Raw genomic sequence first — 24,214 nt, 5'->3', positions numbered from 1 at the left:
ATATAGCGATAATCAAAACGGAGAATGTCGATATGAAAATAGCAAAAGTACCACAACCATGGGCAAGTCTGGTAATGACTGAGATAATAGAGTATATAATACCTATTCCAGACATAAGACAAGACGAAGTTATCCTGATTTATGCTGTCAGGGAAGGAGATGCACAATATGAAAAGGCAATGCTCCAAGAAAAACTGGGTGAACTTGAATATAACGAAGAATTTATAGGGAATATAGAATACCCTCTACCCATCGGATGTGCAATCGGATGGGTCAAGATAGCCAACTTTAATCCAAGAACGAGAGACAGACTGTATGTCACAGATGTCCATCAGTTCGTTAACCCATTAAAAATCAATATTGCACAGATAGACAAGTCCGTTCTTTCAGAGCAATGCAAGGAGCATAATTACCATTCTATCGCGTTTGGATATTTGAAGTTTCCGAACAAGAATCAGAAAGGTAAATATTTCTATGCCAATAGTATAATACTTCCTTTGGGTGATTCTGCATGGAAGAAGTTCATTTTTGAAAAAGAAAGTATTTATCTTTACTGGTCAGAAGAATTCTCCGCTCTCATAAAATGGCTTGACTCAAAATTTGATGAGTTTGGCACAACTGAGTCGGATATCCATGTCGTTCTGCGACATGAGGACAAGGAGATATGGTGCTATATGTTGAACCGAGACGAAATCGACCGGACTACAGTGACCAACATTTACACGGAAGAAGATACGGGGAAGGAAATTAGGGATATTGTAGACGTACTTAAATTTTCTTTCGACAAAGACTTTGGGCTTGAAATGGACTATATTGATGGAGTACAAGTAATAGATGAAGAGAAGAAAAGGCTTATATCGAAAAAGGAAGAAAATCAGGCACGCAACGAGTGGGTTCACATCATTTACACACCAATGGGGAATAAAAGATAAACAGGTTGTGACTGATGGGTTGAGAAAAATCAGAAAGAAAGAGAATAAACTTCAAAGACGAAACGTTTTATGAGTATGAACATATACGAAACATTCAACAATCTGCGCTACCATTACGAGGACGAGGTGGTGGAGTTCAAGAAGGCGGAGAACAACTTTGACTTTGATGATTTGGGTAAGTACTTCTCGGCACTGAGTAATGAGGCGAACCTGAGGGCTAAGGACTTTGCGTGGTTAGTGTTCGGTGTGCATGACAAGACGCGGGAGATACTGGGTACTTCGTATAAGAACGGGATGAAGAGCCTGCAGAAGTTGAAGTATGACTTGTCGCAGCATACCACCGACCGTAATACTTTCAGGGATATTTATGAACTGGAGGTTGAGGGCAAGCGGGTGCTGATGTTCCAGATTCCGGCTGCACCGCGTGGTATTCCGATGGCTTGGCAGGGACATTTCTATGCTCGTCGTGGTGAGAGTTTGGTGGCTCTCGACATGAGCAAGTATGAGGAGATTCGCAGGCAGACATCGGAGTTCGACTGGTCGAAGCAGATAGTTGATGGTGCGACGATTGCTGATTTGGACGCGAAGGCCATCAAGGAAGCTCGCGAGGGATATAAAGAGCACTATCCGAATCAGAAGAAGGTGGTGGATACTTGGAGCGACGAGGTGTTCTTGAATAAGGCGAAGTTGACCATCGACGGCAAGATGACCAATGCTACTATATTATTGCTTGGTAAGCCTGAGTCGCTGCACTACATCAATCATATTGGTGAGATTGTCTGGCGACTGGCTGGTATGGATAATGTGGGACAGGTGTTTACCATTCCATTCCTGCTGACGACAACGGAGGTGATGCACAAAATTAGGAACTATCCGTTCAAGATTTTCCCTAATAACAGTTTCCTACCTGGCGAGGGCATGAAGTACGACAACGAGGTAATACTCGAAGCCCTTCATAACTGCATAGCCCACCAAAACTATGCCGAGAATGCCCGTATTATCGTGATAGAGCGTGAAAATGAACTGGAGTTTAAGAACAGCGGCGGGTTCTATGATGGCACTTATGAGGATTATATCACGGGAGAACGCATCCCCAAGAAGTATCGTAACCCGTTCTTGGCTCAGGCGATGGCGAACATCAAAATGATTGATACTGAGGGATTCGGCATTCACAAGATGTTTGTTTCACAGAAAGACCGCTACCTGCCGATGCCCGACTACGACAAGAGTGACAACGATACTGTAGTGCTGACGCTGCCTGGCACCGTCATTGACGAAAACTACAGTTTGTTGTTGTTGGAGAATTCGGATATTGACCTCGCAACGACGGTACTGCTTGATAAGGTGCAAAAGGGGAAGGCGAACACACTCTCCAGCGAGGCAATAAAATTCCTAAGGTCAAAGAAGTATATAGAAGGCAGAATGCCCAAAGTGTATGTTTCGAAGCAGGTGGCGCAAGTCACTGATCAGAAAGCGGAATATTCCATGCACAAAGGACTTGAATATAAGAAATGTAAAGCTCTGTTGCAGGATGCGCTTGAAGACCACAAGTTTCTTACAAGAGAAGAGATTGACAAACTGTGGTGGAACCTCTTGTCTGACGTTCTATCGGACAAGCAGAAAAAGGCGAAAGTCGGAAACATGCTGACTAAGATGAGAGAGGAAAGGATTATCGTCAACGAGACAAAGGGTAACGTATCTGTATGGTCGCTCTTAAAAACAAAAAAATAAGAGCGATTTAAGAGCGATTTAAGAGCGAAATTTACGTGAGATTACGTGGGGATTTAAGCGAGTTTTTAAGCGAGAGTTTCCTGAAATGCCTTTATTTAGGGAATTCTTGCAAAGAAAATTTAAGCGACTTTAAGCGAGACTTTAAGTGAGATTTAGACGAGCTTAGACGAGAATTTATCCATTTTTTCATTTTTGCAAGCGCGACTTGCAAAATTCGTGTTTTCGGCTGATAGCGAATTTGTGCAAGCGCCGCTTGCACAAATCACCTGGTACGCATTACTTGGTTTTTCCGACAGCATTGAGATAGGCATCCATAAGACCCTCTTTCACGAAGAGGATTCGGCCCTGTTTGCTGTTTCCTTGCTTGACATGGGGTAGTTTGTCTTTTATCTTTCTCACATAGTCTTCAGACAAATTAAGTGTTTCCGCTGCTTCCTTGACAGTGATAAGCTCAGGCTCCTTTGTCTCATCTTTTACCTTCTGCATCTCCTTCACCATTTCTTTGGCGAGGAGTTTGATAAATTTCTGATCATATTCAAATCGCATCATAGCTGATATCTCTTTTTTGTTGCAAAAATAGGAATAAGCTATCAAAACGGTGGTCTTGAAAAATTTTAAGTCATATTTTAACAATTTTACGACTTACCCAGTCGGGAAATGGCTGATTTTTGAGTGTTTTGTCCGCTTTTTGCTTGAATTATTTGGTTATTCGATGCAAAAGCACTACCTTTGCAAAGTGAGATAAGAGATCTTTGATAGAATTAAAACCATTGAGCGTTAAGACAGCGTGACGGCTAAGAAATCTGGCAACTATATTCCCCGTCTTATTATACATAGCAGGATGTATTACCAGTGTATTACTTCATAAAATCTGAACCGTTTTGATGGGAAATGCTAAATGATTGGTACTCAATTCATTAAACAACAAATAGATGAGGGTCATCTCCTTCTGCGAGAGATACCTCTCTCTCCGCTTACTTAGTTTGAAACCCGCTGAAAATCAGCGGGTTTTGTTTTTCTCAAACAAAAGGGTACCCCAAAAGATTTAAGATTATTTAATACCAAATATTGACGATTGACCGATTTTTAGCCGATAGATATCAAAAAAGGCAAGTAAATATCTATATTATGCGCACTCCACCCATTTCAGGGACTATTACACCCTTTGGGCCGAGCGCTCGTCTGCTATGTACTTGATAAAGCTCATTTCCGCTCAGCTTTGCCGCTTGGCTTGTCCAAGAACTGCTTACCATCAGAGAAAGCATTACCAACAGTCTTTCCCAACTGAATGTAAGTATGATGTACCGGGTCGAATGTGATAAGTTTCATTTTCTCTACATCTGGCTTTCCATCTTCTGCCAGGTACTTTTCATCACAGAGGATGTTGACGATTTCTGCAACGAGATAATAGCCTGTCTCGGTTTCGTCTATCTTCTGCTGTCCCGTTGGTAGCAAGCGACCAGAGGTCGAGCGCCATTTATCTATTCCATACATGAAGAAAGTGACTTCTTATTCGTAGGCATATACAAGCCCGTACTTCTCATGTAGTTTGCGAAGTGAGCCATCTGACTTCATCTGACGGATGACATTGTTCACCATCTGTAGCAAGTCCTCCTGTCCTTTCTGCATCAGGACACCAATCTCGCCATGAGTAAAGGGGGCGTTCAATAGTGGGGCTGCAAGTCGGGTGTCAGTCTGCACATAATAGGGAGCCTCTGTAATCTCCGTTATCATCACGTCGGCTGCACCTTCAGCAACAAGTGTAGGTATTTCCTCGTTCTTCTGGTGAACGACTATGTTAGCGTGAGTCAGGTTCTCATTGGCAAACTTCTCATTCAGTCCACCGGGATTCACCATAACTGTCACTTCGGGCTTGTCGATGTCAGCTAATGTCTTGTAGCGGTCTGCCTCTGTTGAGCGGCAAAGAATGGTCTTGCCGTTAGCCAGATAGCCGTCGCTCATTAGCATCGTCTCACGTCGTGCATTGGTAATGGTTATCCCGCCAATAGCGAGGTCGAATATCTGAGGCTCTGTAAGTACATCGGCTGTCAATGTAGGCCATGAGGTCTTTTTGAACTCTATATTTACACCCAACCTTTTCGCAATCTCGTTGGCCACCTCAATACCGAAGCCCCAATAAGTTCCATCGGGTTGGCTTACAGCCGACCTCAGACACGACTCGGCAGAGTCCAAGCAAACTTGGCTCTGCTCTCGCTGCTCCTTCGGTTCGCAGAATGATAATGGTCTGTAGTCACCAGTAGTACCAAAGAGGATAGTGCCTCGATCCAGAATCTCCGCAACCTTTCCATCAATGGGAATGGCTGTGTAGGTTGACAGGATGAAAACGGAGTATTGGCCGTTCTCCTTTCCGAACTGGAGCGCACCTTTCAGGTCATTCTCTGGGAATAGCTTTGTACTGTCGAAATAGTAAAGGCCATCTTCACTATTGTACCAACCGCCTACATATCCTTCATGCTGCAAGGCATGGCTGACAACCTTGTCAAGCTGGTCACGTGAGTGGCTGTTTTGGGTTGCTGCATAACCGACGGCGATTCCCTCCGTCGGCTCAGTCATCGTTCGGATGTCAATAGTGAATCTGTCAGGGTAGGTCTGGCTGAAAGCCCAAACCTTATCAGAAATACCGGAAATATTTCTCTGCTCTGTAGCGTTATCCTCATTTGAAGAGCATGAAGCAAAGCTAGACGTTCCGCAAATGGTCAGGACGGCTATGAGTAACCAAATTTTCAATCTTTCTCGTATCATATTAAAGAATAATCTCTATTGTCGTCTTTTGCCATTATATCTCATAATTACTATTAAAACACGCTGCAAAGGTACTTATTTTTCCTTTATTATTCGTGTCTTTGCAGCCAACATTATAATACTTTAAGAGAATTATGGCACATAATTGTAAAACTGCAAATCAATGGACAATTGGCACTTGAGGCGGAGAAGATGACTTGAGTTTCTCCGAAAGTAATTATAAATAGTCCGAAAGTAATTATAAATAGTCCGAAAGTAATTTTTGTTACTCTCGGAATATTTCCTGAAGCGAATGTCAGAAATCAAGGCATTTCGGGGGGGGGGGCGTGAAAATGTACCTGTATCGCAAGAAAATATGCGAAAAAACTAAAAAAAAGTATGGATGATACAAGATTTTTTGTATTTTTGCAATGTCAAAGTATTCATACACATGCTATTTGACATCAGAAGAGATTAACTAAGGACTTAAATTTTTAGGCTTATGAAAAAGAAACGTATTATTATCCTGTGCTCAGTAGCAGCAATATTTGTAATTGGCTTGATTACCTCTTTCTTCGTTGATTGGCCAGTAGATTTTAACAAGGCCGATGGTGATATTGCCAAGGCTGCAAAATTCTCTCGTGAAGAAGTTTCTAAGGACCTTTCTAATATGGAAGAGCTCCTTAAGACCGATTCAGCATTCAAGGATGGTATTGTGGTAGCCCAGGTGGTGATGCAGACACGCACCGTCCAGTTCGGCACGCTGGTTAATTTGTCAAATGAGGTAGCAGGCAACATCCCCGCATTTGCCGAGGTGCTCAAGGATATGAACGCCCAGCGTGAGTTGGTGGACAACGTTGCCAGTTCGCTGGCAGAGTCAGCCGACAACCTGAATGCTGCCCTGAGTGGTGAGGAGTGTCCCGACTTGGCCCAGTCCTCCATCAACGCTTCACTGGCTTACATGACGCTGCAGAAGCAGAACAACTTGGCCACCCGTTTCATTGAGACCTCCGACAAGCATCTGGAGACAGCCCAGGGTGATGACAATCTGAAGCTTGTCCGCGACCAGTGGTTGGAGTACCAGCAGATGACTGCTGCACTCGATGGTGACAAGGCAAGTGCAGAGGCTTTGGCTAAGAAGGGCAACCTGCTTAGTGGCGAAAAGGCTCTTGCAGCCGTGGAAAATCTTGACCTTAATGCCAAGGTCGCTGTGCTGCAAAGTTGTGAGTTGGCTCAGGCTATGAAGCTTCCCAACCAGATTGGAAGCGCCATTCGCCCAAAGATTCTCAACACTGAGATCAGTAAGCTTTGCAATGCCCAGAAGGAAATTCTTGCTCACCGTAAGAAAAATCCCTATAATGCTTTGATGATGAATAGTGCCAGCATTATGGCGGCTTACAGCAACGCGCTGAATAATGTCGTTAATAATCCTGCCCTGAATCAGAGCCAGAGCGGCAATCTCAATCTTGCGATTGGCAACATCATCAGTCAGACAGCAGCAGCAAACAACAGTGAAAAGCTGAATAGGAAGCCGGGACCCCCCATTGAGAAATGACAACAGCGTTGTATATGCGTAACTGTATTGCTGTTTTTCTGCTGTTGTTGATTCCTTGTATATCCAAGGGGCAGACGCAGACCTATTACCAGTATAAGACGAACGAAGCCACGCTGGTGTTCTTTGACAAGAACCTGTCTCGCTACATTCCTCACATGATACGCATGTACCAGAACGGCAAGGCGCTTCATGAGCAGATATGGACCAGTGATTCCATCTATCAGCCAGAAGCACCCCTGTTGTTATTGACAGACTGGGAGGACGACGGTAATGGCGGCGCAACGCCATTACCGCGTTCTCTTATACAGATCGGCATGGCTCCGCTGAACATGTCGTATTACATCAACCCTTCAAGCGAACGATACCGTCAGTTGTTCAAGCACGAATATACGCACATCGTCATGACAGACAAGTACAATCGTCGCGACCTCAACTGGCGCCGCTTCTTCGGTACTAAGGTGGACACCGACAAGTCTCAGCCCATCTCCGCCCTATGGAGCTACCTGAGCGTGCCCCGCTGGTATGCGCCCCGTTGGTATCACGAGGGAATTGCCTGTTTCATGGAGACCTGGCTCGGCGGTGGTGTCGGCCGTGCCTTAGGAGGCTACGACGAAATGTACTTCCGCAGTATCATCAACGAGGGCGACAAGCTCTACTCGGTGGTGGGCCTGGAGACGGAAGGTTCCACGAAGGACTTCCAGGTGGGCGCCAATGCCTATCTCTATGGTACCCGTTTCGTGAACTACCTCACCAAGACCTACGGCTACGAGAAGATGATCCAGTTCTATAACAGAACGGCAGACAGTCGCACCTTCTTCGGCAAACAGTTCAAGAAGGTCTATGGCCAGTCGCTCAGAAAAGTATGGGACGACTGGAAGGAGGACGAGAAGCAGCATCAGGAAGAGAACCTCGCCGCCATCCGCCAATATCCCATCACAGAAACCAAGCCGCTGACCCGGGAGCCGCTGGGTTCCGTGTCGCCATTCGTCTATGACCCTGCCACACAGAAGGCCTACGCCGCCATGAATGCCCCCGGCGACTTTGCACACATGACGGAGATTGACCTGCAGACAGGTGAGCAGAAGCGGCTGAACGACATCTACGGCATCCAGCTCTATGACCCTGCTTACGTAGCACTTGACCGTAAGGGCCAGCGCCTTATCTATACCTCGAACAATTCGCAGATGCGCGGTTTGGAAATCTATGACATCCAGCAGCAGAAGGTTGTGAAGAAAAAGAAGTACCAGCGCATCGGCAGTATCGTGTATGACAACACCCACGACTGCCTTTACGGCCTGTTCTCCAACGGTGGTACACAGTCGATTGTGCGTCTGGACCGCGATTTGGAGAATCCAGAAGTGATCTATGCCTTCCCGTTTGGTGTGAGCGTTTTTGACTCAGATATCAGTCACGACGGCAAATGGCTGTCGTTCACCAGCCAAGGCGACAACGGCGAGCACACACTTTTGCTGTTCAATACCGAGGAACTGGCAAAGGCTATCTTCAAGCCCGTGAAACTGATTACCTGGAAAGACAGCAACTTAGGACAGTTCCGCTTCTCGCTCGACGACAAGTATCTGATAGGCAGTTCTTACTATACGGGAGTCTCCAACCTCTGGCAGATTAACATAGAGACACGCGAGACGGAGATGCTCACCAATACCGACATCGGCCTCTTTGCACCATTGGAGATAATGCCCGGGCAGTTGCTGGCGCTCCAATTCAAGCGCGACGGACTGCAACCCGTCTTACTTTCCCGTAAGGTGGTGAAAGATGCCAATGCCGTGAAACTCTACGGTCAACTGGCATACGAGAACAACAGGGAGGCGATGGAACAGATTGGTCTGCTCAGAGACTCGCATCCCAGAAAGAACTTTGGCGATGTCTATAACAACATCACCTCCTACAATGTCTTTAAAGAGATGAGGTTCGCAGGAGCCTATCCAATCATCAGCGGTTTTACCGATTCCAGAGCGTGGAATCACATGACCCCCGTGTTAGGCTATCGCTTTAACGTGAACGACCCCGTGGGACTGAGCAGCATGAAAATGTCAGTCGGTCTCTCCCCTTGGAGTAACAATTCCTGGAAGAACAAATTCCATGTTGACTTCGACTGGAAATACTTCTTCTGGAACGTCAAGGCCGCCTGGAACCATACGGACTTCTACGACCTCTTCGGTCCGATGCGGAAAAGCCGTAAGGGTTATGTGGTGCAGCTGGCCTACGACTATACCAACACGTTGATCTCGCCGTATAACAAATCATGGGGCTTCTCTGTCGCTGCCTACGGCGACATGGATGCGCTGCCCTTGTATCAGGAGATTGAGGTGCAGGATGTCAGTTCGATGCAGACGGCATCGGTTTACGGGAAGTGGTCAAAGACCCGCACCTCGTTGGGAGGCGTGATGAAAGAGCAGGGCTACGAGTTAGGCGTTGAAGGCTACGGCTATCTGGCAGGCGGACGGTTTTATCCCTCAGTAGAGGCTACAGGTAACTTCGGCACATTGGTTCCCTTTGACAGAAACACCTCGTTCTGGCTCCGTACGTCAGCAGGTCATAACTTCGGAGATGAAGATTCTGTGTTTGGCAATACCTATTTCGGTGGTTTCCGCAATAACTATGTTGATAATAGGAATGCCTTCCAATATCGTACGACCTTAGCGATGCCAGGTGCTGACATCGATGCTATCCCGGCACACTCCTATGCCAAGGCGACGGCAGAGCTCAACCTGCGCCCGCTCCGTCTCAACAACTTCGGTGCGCTGTTCTGCTATCCGACGTGGATCCAGTGCTCGTTATTCGGAACGGGGCTCTCCGCCTGGAATCCCCACGCATCCCACAAGATGTACTATAGTACAGGTATCCAGCTGACCACCGAACTGGTGTTCCTGAATTATCTCAAGACAACATTGTCTATTGGCTACGGCCATCTGTTTGCACCAGCAGGATTCGATGGCGGGAAACGTGGAAACAATGAATTCATGATCTCACTCAAACTGTTATAATGTTATTTGTCGCTGCTCTCCTCCCCGTTGTCATCTACATCTTTGTCGTCTATCAGATCGACAAATTCTCGCTCATCAGCGTAAAGCGCCTTCTCCTATTGATTCTAGGTGGTATGCTGACAGCGTTGGCCTGTTTTGCCCTGTTCCAATTGACAGGTAAGATTATTCCCGAAAGTCAGTCTGATTCCGTCAACCCCATCATAGAAGAGATCGTCAAAGGCATCCCGCTTCTTTGGTTGGCCAGCCGCAAGAAAATCGTGTTCTTCATCGACAGCGTCATCTGCGGTGCAGCCGTCGGTGGCGGTTTCTCCATTCTTGAGAACATCTTCTACCTGCTGTGGGGCGATGGAATGGGTCTTGGCACCGTTCTTTTCCGAGGTCTGGAGGTGGCCCTTGTCCACATGGGCTGCAGTGCCATTGTCGCTGCCGGATTCATGCTGATAGTACGTATGATTGAATATTCCCGTTCCCGATCAGTCATCAAAAAGAGCGACATTGCAATGTCTGTATTCCTGTTATCGGAAGCACCTGTGCTGCACGTGTTCCACAACACCTTCCATTTCGTGCCGCTGGTGCAGTTTTTTCTCGTCACTGGCACGTTGGGAGGCCTATTGGTATGGACCTACTTCTACGACGTAGAAATGATCCATAGCTGGATAGACACTGGGCTCGACAAACAACTAAGCCTACTTGACTCCATCAAGGCGGGTCATTTGGACGACACCTCAACCGGCAAATTCCTCGAGTCGGTCAAGGACGCTTTCCCCCCAGAGGATTTCTTCGATATTATCTGTTATGTACAACTGCATGTAGAACTGTCGGTAGCATCCAGAAGTCGGGTGATGCTGCGGGAATCGGGTTTAGAGCGCGAACTCCCCCTGACCGACGAGATGAAGGAACTGATTCTTTCGCAATACACGGAGTATAAACTTCTTGAGAAAAGACTTGGCCATGCAGCCAGAATGACTATCGCTCCTATCGTGAAATATGATCCGGCAGAATATAAAGCGCTCGAAGATCTCCGGGCTGAATGCAAGAAGAACTGATACTTTAAAATTTATGGCTCAAACTGCGATATTTACACTGACATCAGAACTACACGACGAGCAAGCTGTCGATGCTGTAACCAAGGATTTTCTTGACAGTCTTGGTATAGACCATTTGTTCAAGGGCAGCGACTATTCCGATTATGGAAGGCATACACTCAACCTGATCTTTGTAAGGACTGGTGGTACGGAAGGCATTTTCAAAGGGCTGTTTACTGAATTGCGGGAGAAATCAGACCGTCCCTTCTACTTGTTGACTTCCGGAAAGAGTAATTCGCTTGCCGCATCAATGGAAATTCTCTCCTATCTCCGACAGAATCATTTCAGTGGGGAGATTATTCATGGCAGGCCTGAGTATATCACCAGTCGAATCTTACTCCTGGAAAAGGTTGAGGGAGCGAGAAAAAAAATGGATGGTTGTCGGTTAGGCGTTATCGGCAAGCCTTCTGACTGGCTGATTTCCAGTTATGCTGATTATGGCATTGTGAAGCAACGGTTAGGTGTGGAATTAGTGGATGTGCCTATGAATAACCTTCTTGATACGATTGCTGCCATTCCAGAAAAGATGCCAAGTGAATCATCTGACAGGGAAATGATAAGAAAATCTCTTCCAGGAGCCAACAGGATATACATGGCACTGAGAGACATCATTGACAAGCAACAGCTCCAAGGTCTTACATTACGATGCTTTGATTTGCTGAACACAGTGAAGAATACTGGCTGTCTGGCTTTGGCAAAGCTGAATTCCGAAGGCTTTGTGGCAGGCTGCGAGGGTGATGTTCCGGCCATGTTGTCGATGAAGATCATCCAATCTATTACTGGGCTGTCTGGCTTTCAGGCAAATCCCTCAGCCATTGACCCGGAAACAGGTGAGATTCTCTTTGCCCATTGTACTATTCCGTTGAACATGGTTGAGCGTTATGAGTTCGACACACATTTTGAATCGGGCATTGGTGTGGGAATCAGGGGATATATGAAAGAAGGGGCGGTCACTGTATTCAAGGTGTCTGGCGACTTGTCCCGCAGTTTCATCGCAGAGGGTACATTGGTCAGGAATCAGTCAAAACCAGACCTCTGTCGTACTCAACAGGTAATACAGCTGTCGGATAAAAGTCAAGTTTCCTATTTCTTGACTAATCCTATCGGTAATCATCATATCATTATCCCTGGCTGCTGGAAATCATTATTGGAAGAGATTTTGAAATGAATTTTTTAGTCATTGAATAAGATGAATTCGTAAGAACTGGTCTTTGTTATCATCTAGTTACTTCGTCATATCCTATCGGGCGGAACTGTTTCTGCTTCTCGCTGTACACAAATCCATGCCCGTATAGGTAGTTCTTGATGTCTTTTGGCTCCGTCCTGTAATTATAACATAAATAATTACTTATTTGACAGGTATTTCACTTTCGAAGCATCACGGGGTTTGGCATCAGGCTGTTCATCGGGATAGCCAATGGAGATGACATAAAGCAGTTTGTAGTCGGCAGGGATGTCAAGACTGTCGCGGAAAGCCTTGGCTTTCTCGTCATTTGTCAGGAATCGAACTGGTCCAGTCTGAATGCAAGTTCCAAGCCCCAATGCCTGTGCCGCCAGCATCATATTCTGTCCCATAAGACCTGCGTCAAGGTCGAATCTGCCGTTTGCCGGAGTACAGACACAAATAAGGTTGGGCGCATTACGGGTCTGCCCTTTTACATCAGCCATCAGCTGTGGGTCTTCGATGATACGCACAGCCCAATTTTGGCGGTTCATGGCACTCGGTGCATTGATGCCAGCAAGGGCTATGGTTTCAAGTTTCTCATGCTCCACAGGCTTGTCGAGGTATTTGCGGATGGAGCGACGTGCCATGATATTGCTCAGCACCGGATTAACCTCCATCTGCATGTCAGCTTCGATGGTGGACACCTGGTCACGCGACTCATAACGCTTGATGACTTTGCCATCGCGCCCTATCAAGAATTTTGTGAAGTTCCATTTGATGTCACCGCCACCAGTCTGCTCTTTCAACCAGGTATAAAGAGGATGGGCATGCTCTCCGTTTACATCAATCTTGTCGAACTGTGGGAAATGGATGTCGAAATTGGCTGTGCAGAAGCTGTGAATCTGCTGAATAGTTCCAGGAGCCTGCTGACCGAACTGATTACATGGGAAGTCAAGAATCTCGAAACCCTGAGCATGATATTTCTGATAGAGTGGCTCCAAGTCTTTGTACTGTGGTGTGAATCCGCATCGGGTAGCGGTATTCACAATCAGCAATACTTTTCCCTTGTAGTCTGAGAGCGACACCTCCTGTCCCGCATCGTTCTTTACCTTGAAATCATAAATACGCTGTGCCGAAAGAGTCAGCACGCCCAACAGAGCCATAAGGCAGAATAAAACTTTTCTCATAATATAATTTTTTAAATTGATTAAGTCTGGCGTGGTAACATCTGCTTCACCCTCGAATGCCTCTTTCAATGTGACAGCAGGTACATATTGACCACTAGCAAAGAAACCATGGAGGAACAGAATCTTTTTCATACGTTTCTCTTAAACTTTGTTGTAAAACGGGACAAATATACTCATTTCTGCTCGATTTTTATTACTTTTGTGGCAAGTTTTGAGATTAATTAAGGTATTAATGAGTAGTATCATCCTTTCCATATTCCTGCTTAGCATCGGTGCGAGTTTTATTCAGCTCACTACAGGGTTCGGTTTTGGTATCACGATACTATATGATTTATAATATAACAAACAAAAAAATGAAAGTAAAGATTCAGACGATGCTTGGCGACATCGTGGTTCGCCTATATGACGAGACTCCTATACATCGCGACAATTTTCTGAAGTTGGCGAAGGAGGGTTATTACGATGGTACATTGTTCCATCGAGTGATTAAAGACTTTATGATTCAGGGCGGTGATCCTGATTCAAAGGGAGCACCTGCAGGGAAAATGCTTGGTGTTGGAGGTCCGGACTATACGCTTGAAGCGGAAATCAAGGACGGCCTTTTCCATAAGCGCGGAGCATTGGCTGCTGCAAGGCAAGGTGATGAAGTTAATCCGGAGCGTCGCAGTAGCGGCTCTCAGTTCTATATTGTCTGGGGACAGGTGTATAATGAAGGACAGCTTCGTCAGTTCTCAAAACAGTTGAGGATGCAGAAAGTTCAAGCAGAATTCAATGCACTTGCTGGCGAACATCGCGCAGAGATTTTGCAGATGCGTCGCGACAGGAATCGTGAGGGGCTCCAGGAACTACAAGACCAACTCGCGGCAGAAGCAGAAAGTAGGGTAGGAAAGTCTGGACTGACTGATGAGCAGTTGAAGTTATACTCTTCAGTAGGTGGTACTCCTCATCTTGACGGACAGTATACCGTATTCGGTGAAGTCGAGGAAGGTCTTGACGTGGTCGAAATGATTCAAGGAACTGCTACAGGACGTGCCGACAGACCTGTTGATGACATTGAAATGAGAATGATCGTCATTGAGTGATGTGCCAGAGATAGTGAAGATGCTGGCAGAAGTGATTTGAATAAACAAAAGAGAGGCTTTGGAAGGAGCCTCTCTTTTGTCTTTGTATTTCCTGTTTAGTGACTATCAGAAATTACAACTTGATGGTTGAGCCTAATTGACGAGCTTTTTCCACTATAGAGCCCAACAACTTGTCACATCCCTGAATGAGGGTGTTCAAGTTACCCATCATCTTATTGTAATTCTCACGGTCGGTAGCCGACATGTTATTCAGCATGACCTGAGGCTCAGTCTCGCCCTTGAAAGTGAGCGCCACGGCGGGCTGATATTCCTCGTGAGTGATGCCCTTCATGGTCGTGACGAATTTGCCCTGAGCGGTGATGTTTGTTGAGTTCTGTGTCACAGTGAATGGTAAGTACTGGTTCAACTGCTGTGTGTAGGTATCAACCGTATTGAATGTCGGGTTGGTGTTCCAAAGTTTGTAAAGATTGCCCAATGCCAGCAATGACTTAGCCACATCGCAGCAATTTCCTTTGAATACCAGTTCGCCACCAAAGGTGATGTTAAATTCCTTCACGATCTTACCTTTCAGTCCGCGCAGAATTCCGTAGCAGGTAGAGAAGATGGGTCCCATATCCTGCAGTGCTTTCAGCTCTTCACCGTCCAGATATTCTTCGCTGTAAGCCTCCTTCACCCCTTTGGCATCCATAGCCAAGATTTGCTTGTCGCTGGCGGTAATCGAGGTGCTGACGGCAAAATGACCGTCCTCTTCATAGCTTGCATCCAGTGCTATTGATTGCTTGTTGCCATTCACCGTAGCGTTCAGCACCACATTAGCCTTCCACTGGCTCTTGTTGAAACTGAGATAGCGTGAGGCTGCTTTCGAACTGAGTGCTATCGTACCGTTCATGACGTTGCCTTTTGCCGTGGTCAGCGAGATGTCGAAACTCTCAGGCAACTGAATGGCCAGGGGCGTAACCTTCAGGAGGCGGGTGGCAAAGAGATTCACACCGTCACCGGCGGGGCCGAACTTCATAACCATCTTCGTCGTCTTTCCGTCGGGCTTCACAACCTCGATGCAGAAACCCTCGGTCTTTTCGTTGTACACCGCTTCACACTTGCCGTCCTTGAAGGTGAGTGTCAACGTGCTCAGCGCCTTGTTGGCATCAATAACGCTAAAGACGCTAAGGTCAGCAATCTCGGCATCTGTCATCTTAAAGCGTTCTTTCAGACAGGTTGCTACAGCCTGCTTGTCTTGAGCATTCAACGACTCCATTTTTACGGTAGTTGCTCCGGCTACTGACTTAGCCAGAATGTAGTCAATCTTCTGCTTTAGTGCGTCTAAATCAATACTGGCGACGAAGTCAGAGATGGCATTGGTTGATTCCATAGCCGACTCGATTTTTACATCCTGGGCTAACTGTTGCAGTTGTACTGACAATTGCTTCTCAAATGCAATGCGCTCAGAACTGATAGTCGCCTGTTGTTCTCCTGAGTTATCCTTAACATCTGTGCACGATGTAAATGCTAACGGGCTACACATTAAGGCTGTAGCCATTACCCATTTCTTTACTCTCATCTTTTAATTAGCTTATATTTGAAAAACGCTGCAAAGGTACAATAAATAAATGGAAAAAAGGAAAAAACAATGAAATTAAACATAAAATGGTGTTTGTAATAACTGTCTTTCCCTGAAAAACGTTATTTTGATTCAACGTTTTTCAGGGAAAGACAATATGGATGAAAGTTATTTGATGATGTACTTCTTCCCGTTCTTGATGTAAATGCCGCGGGTGGGGGTGGCGACACGTTGTCCGCTGAGGTTGTAGATGATGCCGTCTGCGGAGCGGGTGGCGGTGATAGCGTCAATACCCGTGGCATAATTCTGGTCGCTGAGGGTACAGCCCCACGCCACTTCCAGACTACAGGGTTCTGTGGAGTTGTCGTGCTTGACAAGGTTGACGCTCTTGATTTTGATGCTCCCCTTGGTGGCTATGTTCCACTGCAGGTTGATTTTCTGGATGCCTGTGTAACTGGAGAAAGCCAACGATGGAGTCTTGGACGTGATGGCTGTTGCCTTCTCACTGCTGGCATATACCTTGAAAGACAGGGCCCCAGTGGCAGGCTTTTCTTCCAGCTCCACCTTGATACCTTTATAGACGGTCTTGTCGATAGCTCCCTTGTGGATGGTCAGTTCGCCCCACTGGTTGTTGAAATTCACCGTGGCCGAGGTGACTTTGCCTCCGGGAAAGTCCTTGGCGTCAGGCAGGTAGGGATTCCAAGAGTCGCCGTGATAGGCCTGCAGCATCTTCAGCGCCAGGTCTGGTTGTGTGAAGGCGGGGTAAGTGCGCGGTGCACCGTCGGAGAGTCCCATCCAGTAGAAGGTGGCAATATCGTTCTGCTTCATGGTCTTTATCATGTAGCTGACGAATTCGAACATCAGGTCTTTATGGAGGTCATAGTCTGTCTTTCCACTTCCTGCATCGACGTTATTGGTACCCCATTCGCCAATGATTACAGGAGCGCCCTTGCTGATGAGGTGGGTCTTCAGGTTCTCAAGCCACGCATCGATTTCTGCCTTGATTTCGCTGATGGTGCGGTCGCTGACATAATTGCCGTCCTTGTCCTTATTGACGATAGCGGGGTAGTTGTGAACCTCGAAGATGATGTGGTTGCTTTCGCCAGAAGGAATCTGCAGTTTCTTCAAGGGATCTTGCACTCTTGCATCCCACGTGCCGTTGCCTGAGCAGGCGCCGTATGTGCTGACAATGAGGTTGCGCTGGGCATTGTTGCCACCGGTGGCGCGTACCACATCGACAAAGCTCTGGGCGTACTTGTTGATGGCATCGTAGGCGGAACTGCTCTGTGCAAAATTCCAGGAGCTTTTGGCATCGAGCATCTCGTTATAGCCTTCGAACAGCAGCAGTTGACCATAGTTGCGGAACTCTTGGGCTATCTGCTGCCACAGTTTCTCATAGCGGGCCTTGTTGGTAGCGTAGTTGGTTTCATCGGCCTTGATCCAATGGTAGCCGGTGAGGTTCTTCTGGCTGTCGTAGCTGTCGGCACCCGTGTCGTGGTGTACGTTGAGGATGCAGTACATTCCTTGGCTGATGACATAGTCAACCACCTCATGCACGCGGTTCATCCATGCTGCATCCACGTTGCCGTCCTTGTCCATGTGGTTATACCATGTCACGGGAACGCGGATGGCTCCGAAACCGGCTTCTTTCATCATGGCCATCAGTTCTGCCTTGGTGGGTAGCTGACCCCAGCAGCTCTCAGAGGTAATGTCCTGCTGTCCCCAGTAGTTGTCCTGCGTGGCATCATGGTATTGTTGGACATTGGCGTCGAGGGCGTTACCCAAGTTCCAGCCCAGTCCCATGTTCTTCACGGCATCCGTGGCATTCTCGATGGTTGAAGTGACGTCGGGGATAACCACCTTATCGCGGGTGATGACGTTGGCACTGCTCATGGCGTCCTTCCACCAGTCGTCGCTGCACATGGTGTCAGTAGAGCCTTGTCCGCCTTGATACCAGACCATGAAGTGACCCCACTTGGCGCCTTTCGCCCATACGTCCGACATCTTGCCGGGGTCGCCGTTGTTGCCATAGCCGCATTCGCCCAGCGCCACCATCTTGTTAGGGTAGGCGGCCTGAATCTCATTGAACTCTTGCAAGTTCTGCTCGGCATTGCAGCCATAAAGGTCGCGGGCCACTATGTCAACGTACTCGTCGCCAGGGTACCAGTTAGTATCCTGGTTATAATTGCTGCTGTTGCCGTTGTAGTTCTGTGTGGTCCACACCCAGATGAGGTTGTTGACGCCTTTCTGCTTGAAATAGTCGTACATGGCCTTCCACAGCTTCTTGTAAGTATCGGCACCGTCGTAGCCCCACCAGAACCATGCTTTGGTCCAGTCGGCCTGCTGCTTGGCGCAAGCATTGCCTGCTGCCTCATGGAAGGGTCGCCAGGTAGCGGCAATGCCAGCGTCCTGTAACTTGAGGATGGTGGCAATGACCTTGTCCATCTGCTCGTAGAACCATTTGTTCTCCCACGTGCCTTCGGTAAAGACATTAGAAGGACGGTAAAGAGTGGTGTATGTCTCGTTGCCATAGGCATCTTTGACAGCATTGCCATCGCCCGGGGTGCAGGTCACGTGTGTTTCCCCTTCTTTGTTGGGCACATTGAAATGCCACATCAACTGTACGATACCGCCCGCATCGTTCCAGTCCTTGACAGGAGTGATGTCGGTGTAGTCAATCCAATTGGCTGGCGAAAAACAGATGTGAATGAAGTCATAGCAGTTCATGGCTGGATACTTGCCTGTGAGCTTATAGACATTCTCGGCACAGGTGTTGTTCCAATTGACATTCGCCATGACGCTGGAAATAGTCTTCTTGCCATATTGCTCCAGGAAATAGGCATAGAGGTTCTTGGCAGCATCGGTTAATGCGGTAACGGGTGTTGACGGGATGTCAGCAGCCATCGTGCCCGTTGTCGTCAGTGTGAGCGCTGCAATGAATGTTTTCAGTCTTTTCATAAGTTTGTGAATTACTATATTCAAGATAGGCTCAGTGAATAGGCGAATATCCTATTTCGTTTTCCTGGTTGTCTCCTTAAGAAGCGATCTAATAAATCGGGATGCTCCATCAAAACGGAGCATCCCGGCTTTGCATAGAAAAATAGTTGTATGCTTATTTCATGAGTGCATCAACAATCTCACTTTCATTCCATTCCCTCTTTTGGCGGTCGTATAATCCCATCCACCAGAGACCAGTCGTACCGTATTCCTTAAACTTTTTAGCCATGTACTGGGCATATTTTACACGTTCGGCCATATCCGGATGTGTGCCAATAGCACCAAACTCGCCAAAGATATAAGGAACGCCTAATTTTCCTAAGAAATGGGCATCGACACGGTTGAAGATAGCGTCAATCTCTGTTTGGCAGTCAGTGTCAAAATAATCGATGTGGTAAATAGCATCACCATCATTGCAGAACCAGTAGGGATCATAGCTGTGTACCGAACCTACCAGATGGTTGGGATGGATGTCCTCTGGGAGTTTTAATTGCGACAAGGCTGTAACATCACTGGTTGCAGCTGCTGTGGCAAACACTAAGTTGCGATATTCGTTGTTCCCTCCTGTTGCACGGACGGCATCCACGAAGTCCTGCTGGAGCTTGTTAAGTGTAGCCCAATCATCCGCAGAGTAATTTTCAAAACTTCCGAATTCGCGATTTTTGTATAGCACCTCATTCATACCTTCAAACAGCAGTTTGTCATTATATCCCTTGAATCGGTTAGCAATCTGAGTCCACAGTTTCTTGAAGAGCGGACTGGTAGTATCGTACTCGTCTGCTGCTAGTGAAATCCATGCAATATTGTCTTCACGTCCATCTTTCGCTCCTGTATCGTGTTGTACGTTCAAAATACAATAGCAACCAGAATTCAAAACGTATTTCACTACCTCTTCTACTCGATTCATCCACGCCTCGTCAACATTGCCATTAGCATCCATATGAGGGAACCATGTCACAGGAACACGGATAATGTCAAAGCCTTTGGCTGCAATGTCGTCAATGATTTCCTGCGTGGTGATGGGTTGCCCCCAACATGTTTCATATGTCTGCCAGTCTCCGGGTCCAGAAGGGGTGAACCAATCATATTTGTTAGCCTCATGGCTGGCATCAAGGGTGTTACCAAGATTATAGCCCATCTTGAGATCTTCTACAAATGTGAATGCACTAATAAAAGGATCGTCAGGATCAGTCTCTGTGCCATTTTGATTGATGGTAACTGTACGTGATGTACCACCAGCTTTTACTGTGAGGACTACAGAACGTGCAGATTCAGGATTCTTTGCAACAGATATTTTAATATACTGAATGCTGTCCCCATCAACAAAACCTGCATGGTTAGAGATGGTACACCATGATTCCTCACTGAGTGAGGCTTCCCAGTTTGCGTCAGAGAATACACCCAGCATTTGGCTGCTAGCACCCAGTGAGAAGTTCAATTCGGTTACTTCTGTATTACCCTGAAATAGCCTCATCACTTTGGCTGTGTCGCTGCTATCGCTATCGCTGCAGCTCTGGAACCCCAGAGCTGCTACGATGAGCAAAATAATAGAGAATATTTTTTTTTGTTTCATAATCTTTTCAATTTGACATTATGGGATGTAGATGATACGGATATTATCAAGACAGAAATCAATCTTTCCAACAACTGTTCCTTGGTTGATGGACTGAATGCGGAATTGATTTAAACCTGTAGTAACGATTTCTGAATAAGTCTTACCTGCATAGCAATTAAATTTGCTTAAGGGCAGTACGTGACGATACCATTTTCCTTCAAAAGCATTTCCATCAGCATCTGCCAGGATCTTTGTCTCAAAGACTGGTTTTGTGGGATAACCATCGGGAACCCAATCCTTGAAGTTGTCATATTGGTTTTCTGAATCGTCAAGGGGTTGTATCATATAGCGGAGGTAACCTGTGAAGGTTGGAACACCCTCAGCATCAAATTTATTGTAGTCAGAACCAATATTGTACACTTCCATTGCCAAGTAAATCTTTTCAGCAGGTGCATCCGCTGGAATTACATCGAAGCTAGGTAGCGGGAATGAGTTTCCACTCCAGTCTTTTCGATAATAGATCATAGTACCCCACCATTGTTGACCTTCGGCAGGAATGTTAAAGTGGGCAAAGTTGCCGTCACATGTAAATGGAGCTGTCGATCCGTCTGTTGTTTCATAGGAAGGATCACCTCCCCATCCGTTGTTAGTTGCTTGTCCATCCTCAAAGCCATAAATAATGGTAGAGTAGTTGTAGAACCCAGTAGTTACTACACCACCGCCTGTTGTCACAGACAACAGTGGAGTGGCATCAGTGCTAGGTTTCATATACTCCTTGAAAGTGATACTGATATTCTCACAGGCTTCATCCACCTCAAAGTCTTCAGCATTAACCACTTTATCGCCAATCTTGATTTCGTCAACTTGAACGAAGTTCTTGCCTGTAATGATAAGTTCCTCACCTGCAATAGGCATATCCGTGCTGACCTTTAAGATTTCGGGTGGGGCTAAGCTTAGTGTGAAGGGATATAATACATTGCCAGCGGCGCACTCAATAACCAGCGTCCCACCGTCAAATGACATCTCTGGGATCTTAAATTTCATCTCGGAGTCAGTAACATACCCTTTTCCGGAGTCTGCTTTTCTGTGTTCTTGCTTGGTAATCTCATATTCTGTTACCTCTGCTTGAGAGCCACCAATCTCTGTCGCACTGGATGCGTAAATCTCATCAGTTGTTAATGAAGTGATGAAAATACGATCTATATCGACCAAATTCTGACCAATAACAGTTACCCAGTCACCAGCATTGCGTGGAAATTTAGATATCACACTTGTTACTGAGGGGTAGGGGGCTGTAATCTTGAAGGTGTATGTAGCAATGCCCCCTGAGGTAATCACACGAATCTCGTCTTTCAGATTGCTATCAAAAGCTGTTAGCACGAAGCCATCATCCTCTGTCGGTATCTGAACGATAATGCTGTGGTCTGTGTTCATGGTGGTGTTGAACCACACCTCTTGGTCATTGATGTAAACTTTCTGTGTACCGCCTAGATTCTCACCGCGAATTACGATGAGGGAGCCGGCACCTATTTTACCATACGTAATCTGATTATTGGGATCCGTGTTAGTGACCGAAGTGATTTTCGGTGTACCACCACTAGAGTCACTTTCCTTACACGAAGTAACGCCAAACAGGAATGTTGCCATGAAAGTCATCAGCAACAAACTTATCTTGAAATTTGACATATAGTGTTTCATATTCATTGTATTTTAACTTGTTCTTGTTTTTCCGGAAGAGGTCACTCTCCGAATTTATACTCCTGCGGAGGTAGGTTGAAGTAAGGGTTTTGTAATACGTCATTCTCTGGATAGGGCATGAAGATGTTTTCTTCGGTCAGCTTGATGGCTGCAAATCCAGGAGTTTCGCGGGCAATTTTCCAAAGATCATAGGTGTATCCATTGGCTTTGGTCATAGCAATACCGCCAGTAGTAACAATAGGATTGGTGTCATTGTCAAATCCTCCTTCAGGGCCATATTGGCGGTAAACAATTTTTCCGTCGTTGTAGCGTTCAGCATCACTCCACAAAGATGTTTGGATATCACCATTATCGTTCCAAGAGGTTCCTGTGTACCATACTCCCTCACCAGATGGGATACAGCGATATGCTATTGTTCCATCATCATTTAGAATGACATCGCCATCATTGGTCATAAAACCGCGGAATTGTTTGCTGTTAAAGTAGTTTAACATAAATTGAGGTTTCCATCGATACCATGTTACCATATCGAACCAATTAACACATTCCATGCCAAACTCGACGCGACGTTCACGAATTAGGTCTTCAAGGGTAAAAGAGGTCTTGGCCTTCAATCCAGCACGCAAACGAGTGGCGTTGAATGCGTTTAATGCCTCGGCATTCGATGTAGACTCATTATTGCCAAGTAGAGCTTCTGCCTTGGTTAAGAATACATCAGCAAATCGCAGCATATAAGTGTTGAAGGGGCTTCCCTGTGATACAAGATGCCCGTTGCAGTCAGCCTTGTCGCCAACAATACCTTTCTTAATCTGCATCCAGTTCTTGGTATACGTGTATCCACCCTTGTCCTTGTGAATGTAGTCGTAGGTCTTACCGGGAATGAAGAAAGTGGCACCTGCGCGTACTTGGTCTTCTGGTTCCTCATTATACATATTCATCATGTCCACAGAAGCATGAAGAGAACCACCCCAAGCGCCGATTTCAGGAACCACCTCATTCCAGCCGATATCGTTGATGTTAACGTTTCGCTCAGAATATTCTCCTGTCAGGGGATCAGCCCAACGCAGTGCCAACAAAGTTTCCTTGTTATTGTCTGCATAGCAGGCATTGTTCTCAACCTTGAACAAATCTTCGTAGTTGGGAAGCAAGGAGTATTGTCCACAGTTGATGACTTCGTCGCACAGAGTAACAACACGGTCAAGTGTGGCCTGGTCGCGAGTACTCTTATTCCATCCGCTTTGGGCTAAAAGAGCTTTGGCCAGATATGCTTTAGCTACAAATCGGGAAGGATGGTTGGCCGTGGTAGCCTTTTCTGGCAACAACTTTTCAGCCTGCTCGAAATCGCGAATGACAAATTTTAGAGCACTTTCTTCTGTGTACAAAGGAATTTGGGGGTTCTCAGCAGCAGCATAGTTGTCCTCATAAATAATCACGTCACCCCAGCCGCGTACCAAATAGAAGTATGCCAAACCACGCATCAGACGAGCTTCACCGTTAATCTGGTTCAACATATCTTGGTTGGTTCCTTCTTTCGCATTTTTCTCCATACTGCGGATAATAGCATTGGCTTGTGTTACCACGGAGTAGAATGCGCCCCATGCATTACCAATCTCGGTAGAAAGACCCGTTACTTGAAATCTTCCGAACTCACCATTAAGATAAGGACTCCATCCATCGTTAGCTCTCATCGAGCCGATAGGGTAAATGGCACGTTCGTTATATTTGGCCCATGCGGAGTTATAAAGTGGCTCTAGAAGTTTCAGCATGACACTTTGGTCAATGTCGTCTGCGCCATAAAAGGTTTCTTCTGTGTATTGGTGCTGAGGCAGACGATCCAGATAATCCTTGGCACAACTGCCCATTGTTAGCGACATTCCTAACAGCGCTGAAATGGCGAGTATATTGAATTTTATCTTTTTCAT

Annotated in this window: 14 protein-coding genes and 3 pseudogenes; 7 read left to right on the top strand and 10 right to left on the bottom strand. The window is 46.4% G+C overall.

Translation table 11 applies throughout. From position 1 onward, the window contains the following. Nucleotides 1-32: 32 nt before the first annotated feature. Together BLU47_RS00210 and BLU47_RS00205 are read left to right on the top strand one after the other, a co-directional pair. Complete coding sequence (locus tag BLU47_RS00210) at nucleotides 33-932, top strand: hypothetical protein (protein ID WP_143025405.1); 900 nt, start codon at nucleotides 33-35, stop codon at nucleotides 930-932. 75 nt (nucleotides 933-1,007) lie between these two features. After that, on the top strand, nucleotides 1,008-2,663 hold the full coding sequence (locus tag BLU47_RS00205) for an RNA-binding domain-containing protein (RefSeq protein ID WP_176780393.1): 1,656 nt from the start codon (nucleotides 1,008-1,010) through the stop codon (nucleotides 2,661-2,663). A 276-nt stretch (nucleotides 2,664-2,939) separates the two neighbouring features. On the opposite strand, the gene BLU47_RS00200 is transcribed toward BLU47_RS00205, so the two are convergent. The 3 genes and pseudogenes from BLU47_RS00200 to BLU47_RS00190 form a co-directional block, all read right to left on the bottom strand. After that, nucleotides 2,940-3,212, bottom strand: coding sequence for a MerR family transcriptional regulator (locus BLU47_RS00200; RefSeq protein WP_091957075.1), 273 nt, complete (start codon nucleotides 3,210-3,212; stop codon nucleotides 2,940-2,942). A 654-nt stretch (nucleotides 3,213-3,866) separates the two neighbouring features. Continuing rightward, nucleotides 3,867-4,103 (bottom strand): annotated as a pseudogene (locus BLU47_RS00195) (hypothetical protein); the annotation flags it as partial. Nucleotides 4,104-4,172: 69 nt separating this feature from the next. Then, nucleotides 4,173-5,426 carry a transporter substrate-binding domain-containing protein gene (locus tag BLU47_RS00190; protein ID WP_255402028.1) on the bottom strand — a complete coding sequence of 418 codons (1,254 nt, stop codon included), beginning with the start codon at nucleotides 5,424-5,426 and terminating at the stop codon, nucleotides 4,173-4,175. Between the two features lie 481 nt (nucleotides 5,427-5,907). On the opposite strand from BLU47_RS00190, the gene BLU47_RS00185 reads away from it, so the two are divergent. From BLU47_RS00185 to BLU47_RS00170, 4 genes are read left to right on the top strand one after another with little or no spacing between them, the layout of a single operon-like run. Then, nucleotides 5,908-6,960: a hypothetical protein gene (locus BLU47_RS00185; protein WP_091957074.1), complete on the top strand. Its 1,053-nt coding sequence runs from the start codon at nucleotides 5,908-5,910 to the stop codon at nucleotides 6,958-6,960. After that, nucleotides 6,957-9,965, top strand: a complete 3,009-nt coding sequence (locus tag BLU47_RS00180; protein ID WP_091957072.1) for a hypothetical protein — start codon at nucleotides 6,957-6,959, stop codon at nucleotides 9,963-9,965. Before BLU47_RS00185 ends, BLU47_RS00180 begins: the two co-directional genes overlap by 4 nt. Beyond that, on the top strand, nucleotides 9,965-11,011 hold the full coding sequence (locus BLU47_RS00175; RefSeq protein WP_091957070.1) for a PrsW family glutamic-type intramembrane protease: 1,047 nt from the start codon (nucleotides 9,965-9,967) through the stop codon (nucleotides 11,009-11,011). The genes BLU47_RS00180 and BLU47_RS00175 overlap by 1 nt, the downstream gene beginning before the upstream one ends. A 13-nt stretch (nucleotides 11,012-11,024) precedes the next feature. After that, entirely contained in the window at nucleotides 11,025-12,218 is a 1,194-nt protein-coding gene (locus tag BLU47_RS00170) for an L-arabinose isomerase family protein (protein ID WP_091957068.1), read from the top strand. A 176-nt stretch (nucleotides 12,219-12,394) separates the two neighbouring features. On the opposite strand, the pseudogene BLU47_RS15235 reads toward BLU47_RS00170, so the two are convergent. Together BLU47_RS15235 and BLU47_RS15230 are read right to left on the bottom strand one after the other, a co-directional pair. After that, nucleotides 12,395-12,856, bottom strand: a pseudogene (locus tag BLU47_RS15235) (nitroreductase family protein); the annotation flags it as partial. Nucleotides 12,857-12,892: 36 nt separating this feature from the next. Beyond that, nucleotides 12,893-13,402: pseudogene (locus BLU47_RS15230) on the bottom strand (glutathione peroxidase); the annotation flags it as partial. Between the two features lie 353 nt (nucleotides 13,403-13,755). Here BLU47_RS15230 and BLU47_RS00160 point away from each other — a divergent pair. Then, nucleotides 13,756-14,484: a peptidylprolyl isomerase gene (locus BLU47_RS00160; RefSeq protein WP_091957473.1), complete on the top strand. Its 729-nt coding sequence runs from the start codon at nucleotides 13,756-13,758 to the stop codon at nucleotides 14,482-14,484. Between the two features lie 112 nt (nucleotides 14,485-14,596). Here BLU47_RS00160 and BLU47_RS00155 read toward each other — a convergent pair whose 3' ends face one another. The 5 genes from BLU47_RS00155 to BLU47_RS00135 all read right to left on the bottom strand — a co-directional run bounded on the left by BLU47_RS00155 (nucleotide 14,597) and on the right by BLU47_RS00135 (nucleotide 24,214). Continuing rightward, nucleotides 14,597-16,042 (bottom strand): hypothetical protein, encoded by a 1,446-nt coding sequence (locus BLU47_RS00155; protein ID WP_091957064.1) that lies wholly within the window; start codon nucleotides 16,040-16,042, stop codon nucleotides 14,597-14,599. 168 nt (nucleotides 16,043-16,210) lie between these two features. Continuing rightward, nucleotides 16,211-19,000 (bottom strand): cellulase family glycosylhydrolase, encoded by a 2,790-nt coding sequence (locus tag BLU47_RS00150; protein WP_091957063.1) that lies wholly within the window; start codon nucleotides 18,998-19,000, stop codon nucleotides 16,211-16,213. 154 nt (nucleotides 19,001-19,154) lie between these two features. Beyond that, nucleotides 19,155-20,612: a cellulase family glycosylhydrolase gene (locus BLU47_RS00145; protein ID WP_091957061.1), complete on the bottom strand. Its 1,458-nt coding sequence runs from the start codon at nucleotides 20,610-20,612 to the stop codon at nucleotides 19,155-19,157. A gap of 18 nt (nucleotides 20,613-20,630) precedes the next feature. Then, nucleotides 20,631-22,292: a glycan-binding surface protein gene (locus BLU47_RS00140; RefSeq protein ID WP_176780392.1), complete on the bottom strand. Its 1,662-nt coding sequence runs from the start codon at nucleotides 22,290-22,292 to the stop codon at nucleotides 20,631-20,633. Nucleotides 22,293-22,333: 41 nt separating this feature from the next. After that, nucleotides 22,334-24,214 (bottom strand): RagB/SusD family nutrient uptake outer membrane protein, encoded by a 1,881-nt coding sequence (locus BLU47_RS00135; RefSeq protein ID WP_091957058.1) that lies wholly within the window; start codon nucleotides 24,212-24,214, stop codon nucleotides 22,334-22,336.

The organism is Prevotella sp. tc2-28 (assembly GCF_900107705.1).
Classification (GTDB): domain Bacteria; phylum Bacteroidota; class Bacteroidia; order Bacteroidales; family Bacteroidaceae; genus Prevotella.
Note: the sequence above shows the minus strand (reverse complement) of the source record. Positions and strands in the feature narration are given on the sequence as shown.

Coding starts and splice junctions, on each gene's coding strand:
- BLU47_RS00210 (WP_143025405.1), top strand. CDS start 33: ATGAAAATAGCAAAAGTACCACAACCATGGGCAAGTCTGGTAATGACT.
- BLU47_RS00205 (WP_176780393.1), top strand. CDS start 1,008: ATGAACATATACGAAACATTCAACAATCTGCGCTACCATTACGAGGAC.
- BLU47_RS00200 (WP_091957075.1), bottom strand. CDS start 3,212: ATGATGCGATTTGAATATGATCAGAAATTTATCAAACTCCTCGCCAAA.
- BLU47_RS00190 (WP_255402028.1), bottom strand. CDS start 5,426: ATGATACGAGAAAGATTGAAAATTTGGTTACTCATAGCCGTCCTGACC.
- BLU47_RS00185 (WP_091957074.1), top strand. CDS start 5,908: ATGAAAAAGAAACGTATTATTATCCTGTGCTCAGTAGCAGCAATATTT.
- BLU47_RS00180 (WP_091957072.1), top strand. CDS start 6,957: ATGACAACAGCGTTGTATATGCGTAACTGTATTGCTGTTTTTCTGCTG.
- BLU47_RS00175 (WP_091957070.1), top strand. CDS start 9,965: ATGTTATTTGTCGCTGCTCTCCTCCCCGTTGTCATCTACATCTTTGTC.
- BLU47_RS00170 (WP_091957068.1), top strand. CDS start 11,025: ATGGCTCAAACTGCGATATTTACACTGACATCAGAACTACACGACGAG.
- BLU47_RS00160 (WP_091957473.1), top strand. CDS start 13,756: ATGAAAGTAAAGATTCAGACGATGCTTGGCGACATCGTGGTTCGCCTA.
- BLU47_RS00155 (WP_091957064.1), bottom strand. CDS start 16,042: ATGAGAGTAAAGAAATGGGTAATGGCTACAGCCTTAATGTGTAGCCCG.
- BLU47_RS00150 (WP_091957063.1), bottom strand. CDS start 19,000: ATGAAAAGACTGAAAACATTCATTGCAGCGCTCACACTGACGACAACG.
- BLU47_RS00145 (WP_091957061.1), bottom strand. CDS start 20,612: ATGAAACAAAAAAAAATATTCTCTATTATTTTGCTCATCGTAGCAGCT.
- BLU47_RS00140 (WP_176780392.1), bottom strand. CDS start 22,292: ATGAAACACTATATGTCAAATTTCAAGATAAGTTTGTTGCTGATGACT.
- BLU47_RS00135 (WP_091957058.1), bottom strand. CDS start 24,214: ATGAAAAAGATAAAATTCAATATACTCGCCATTTCAGCGCTGTTAGGA.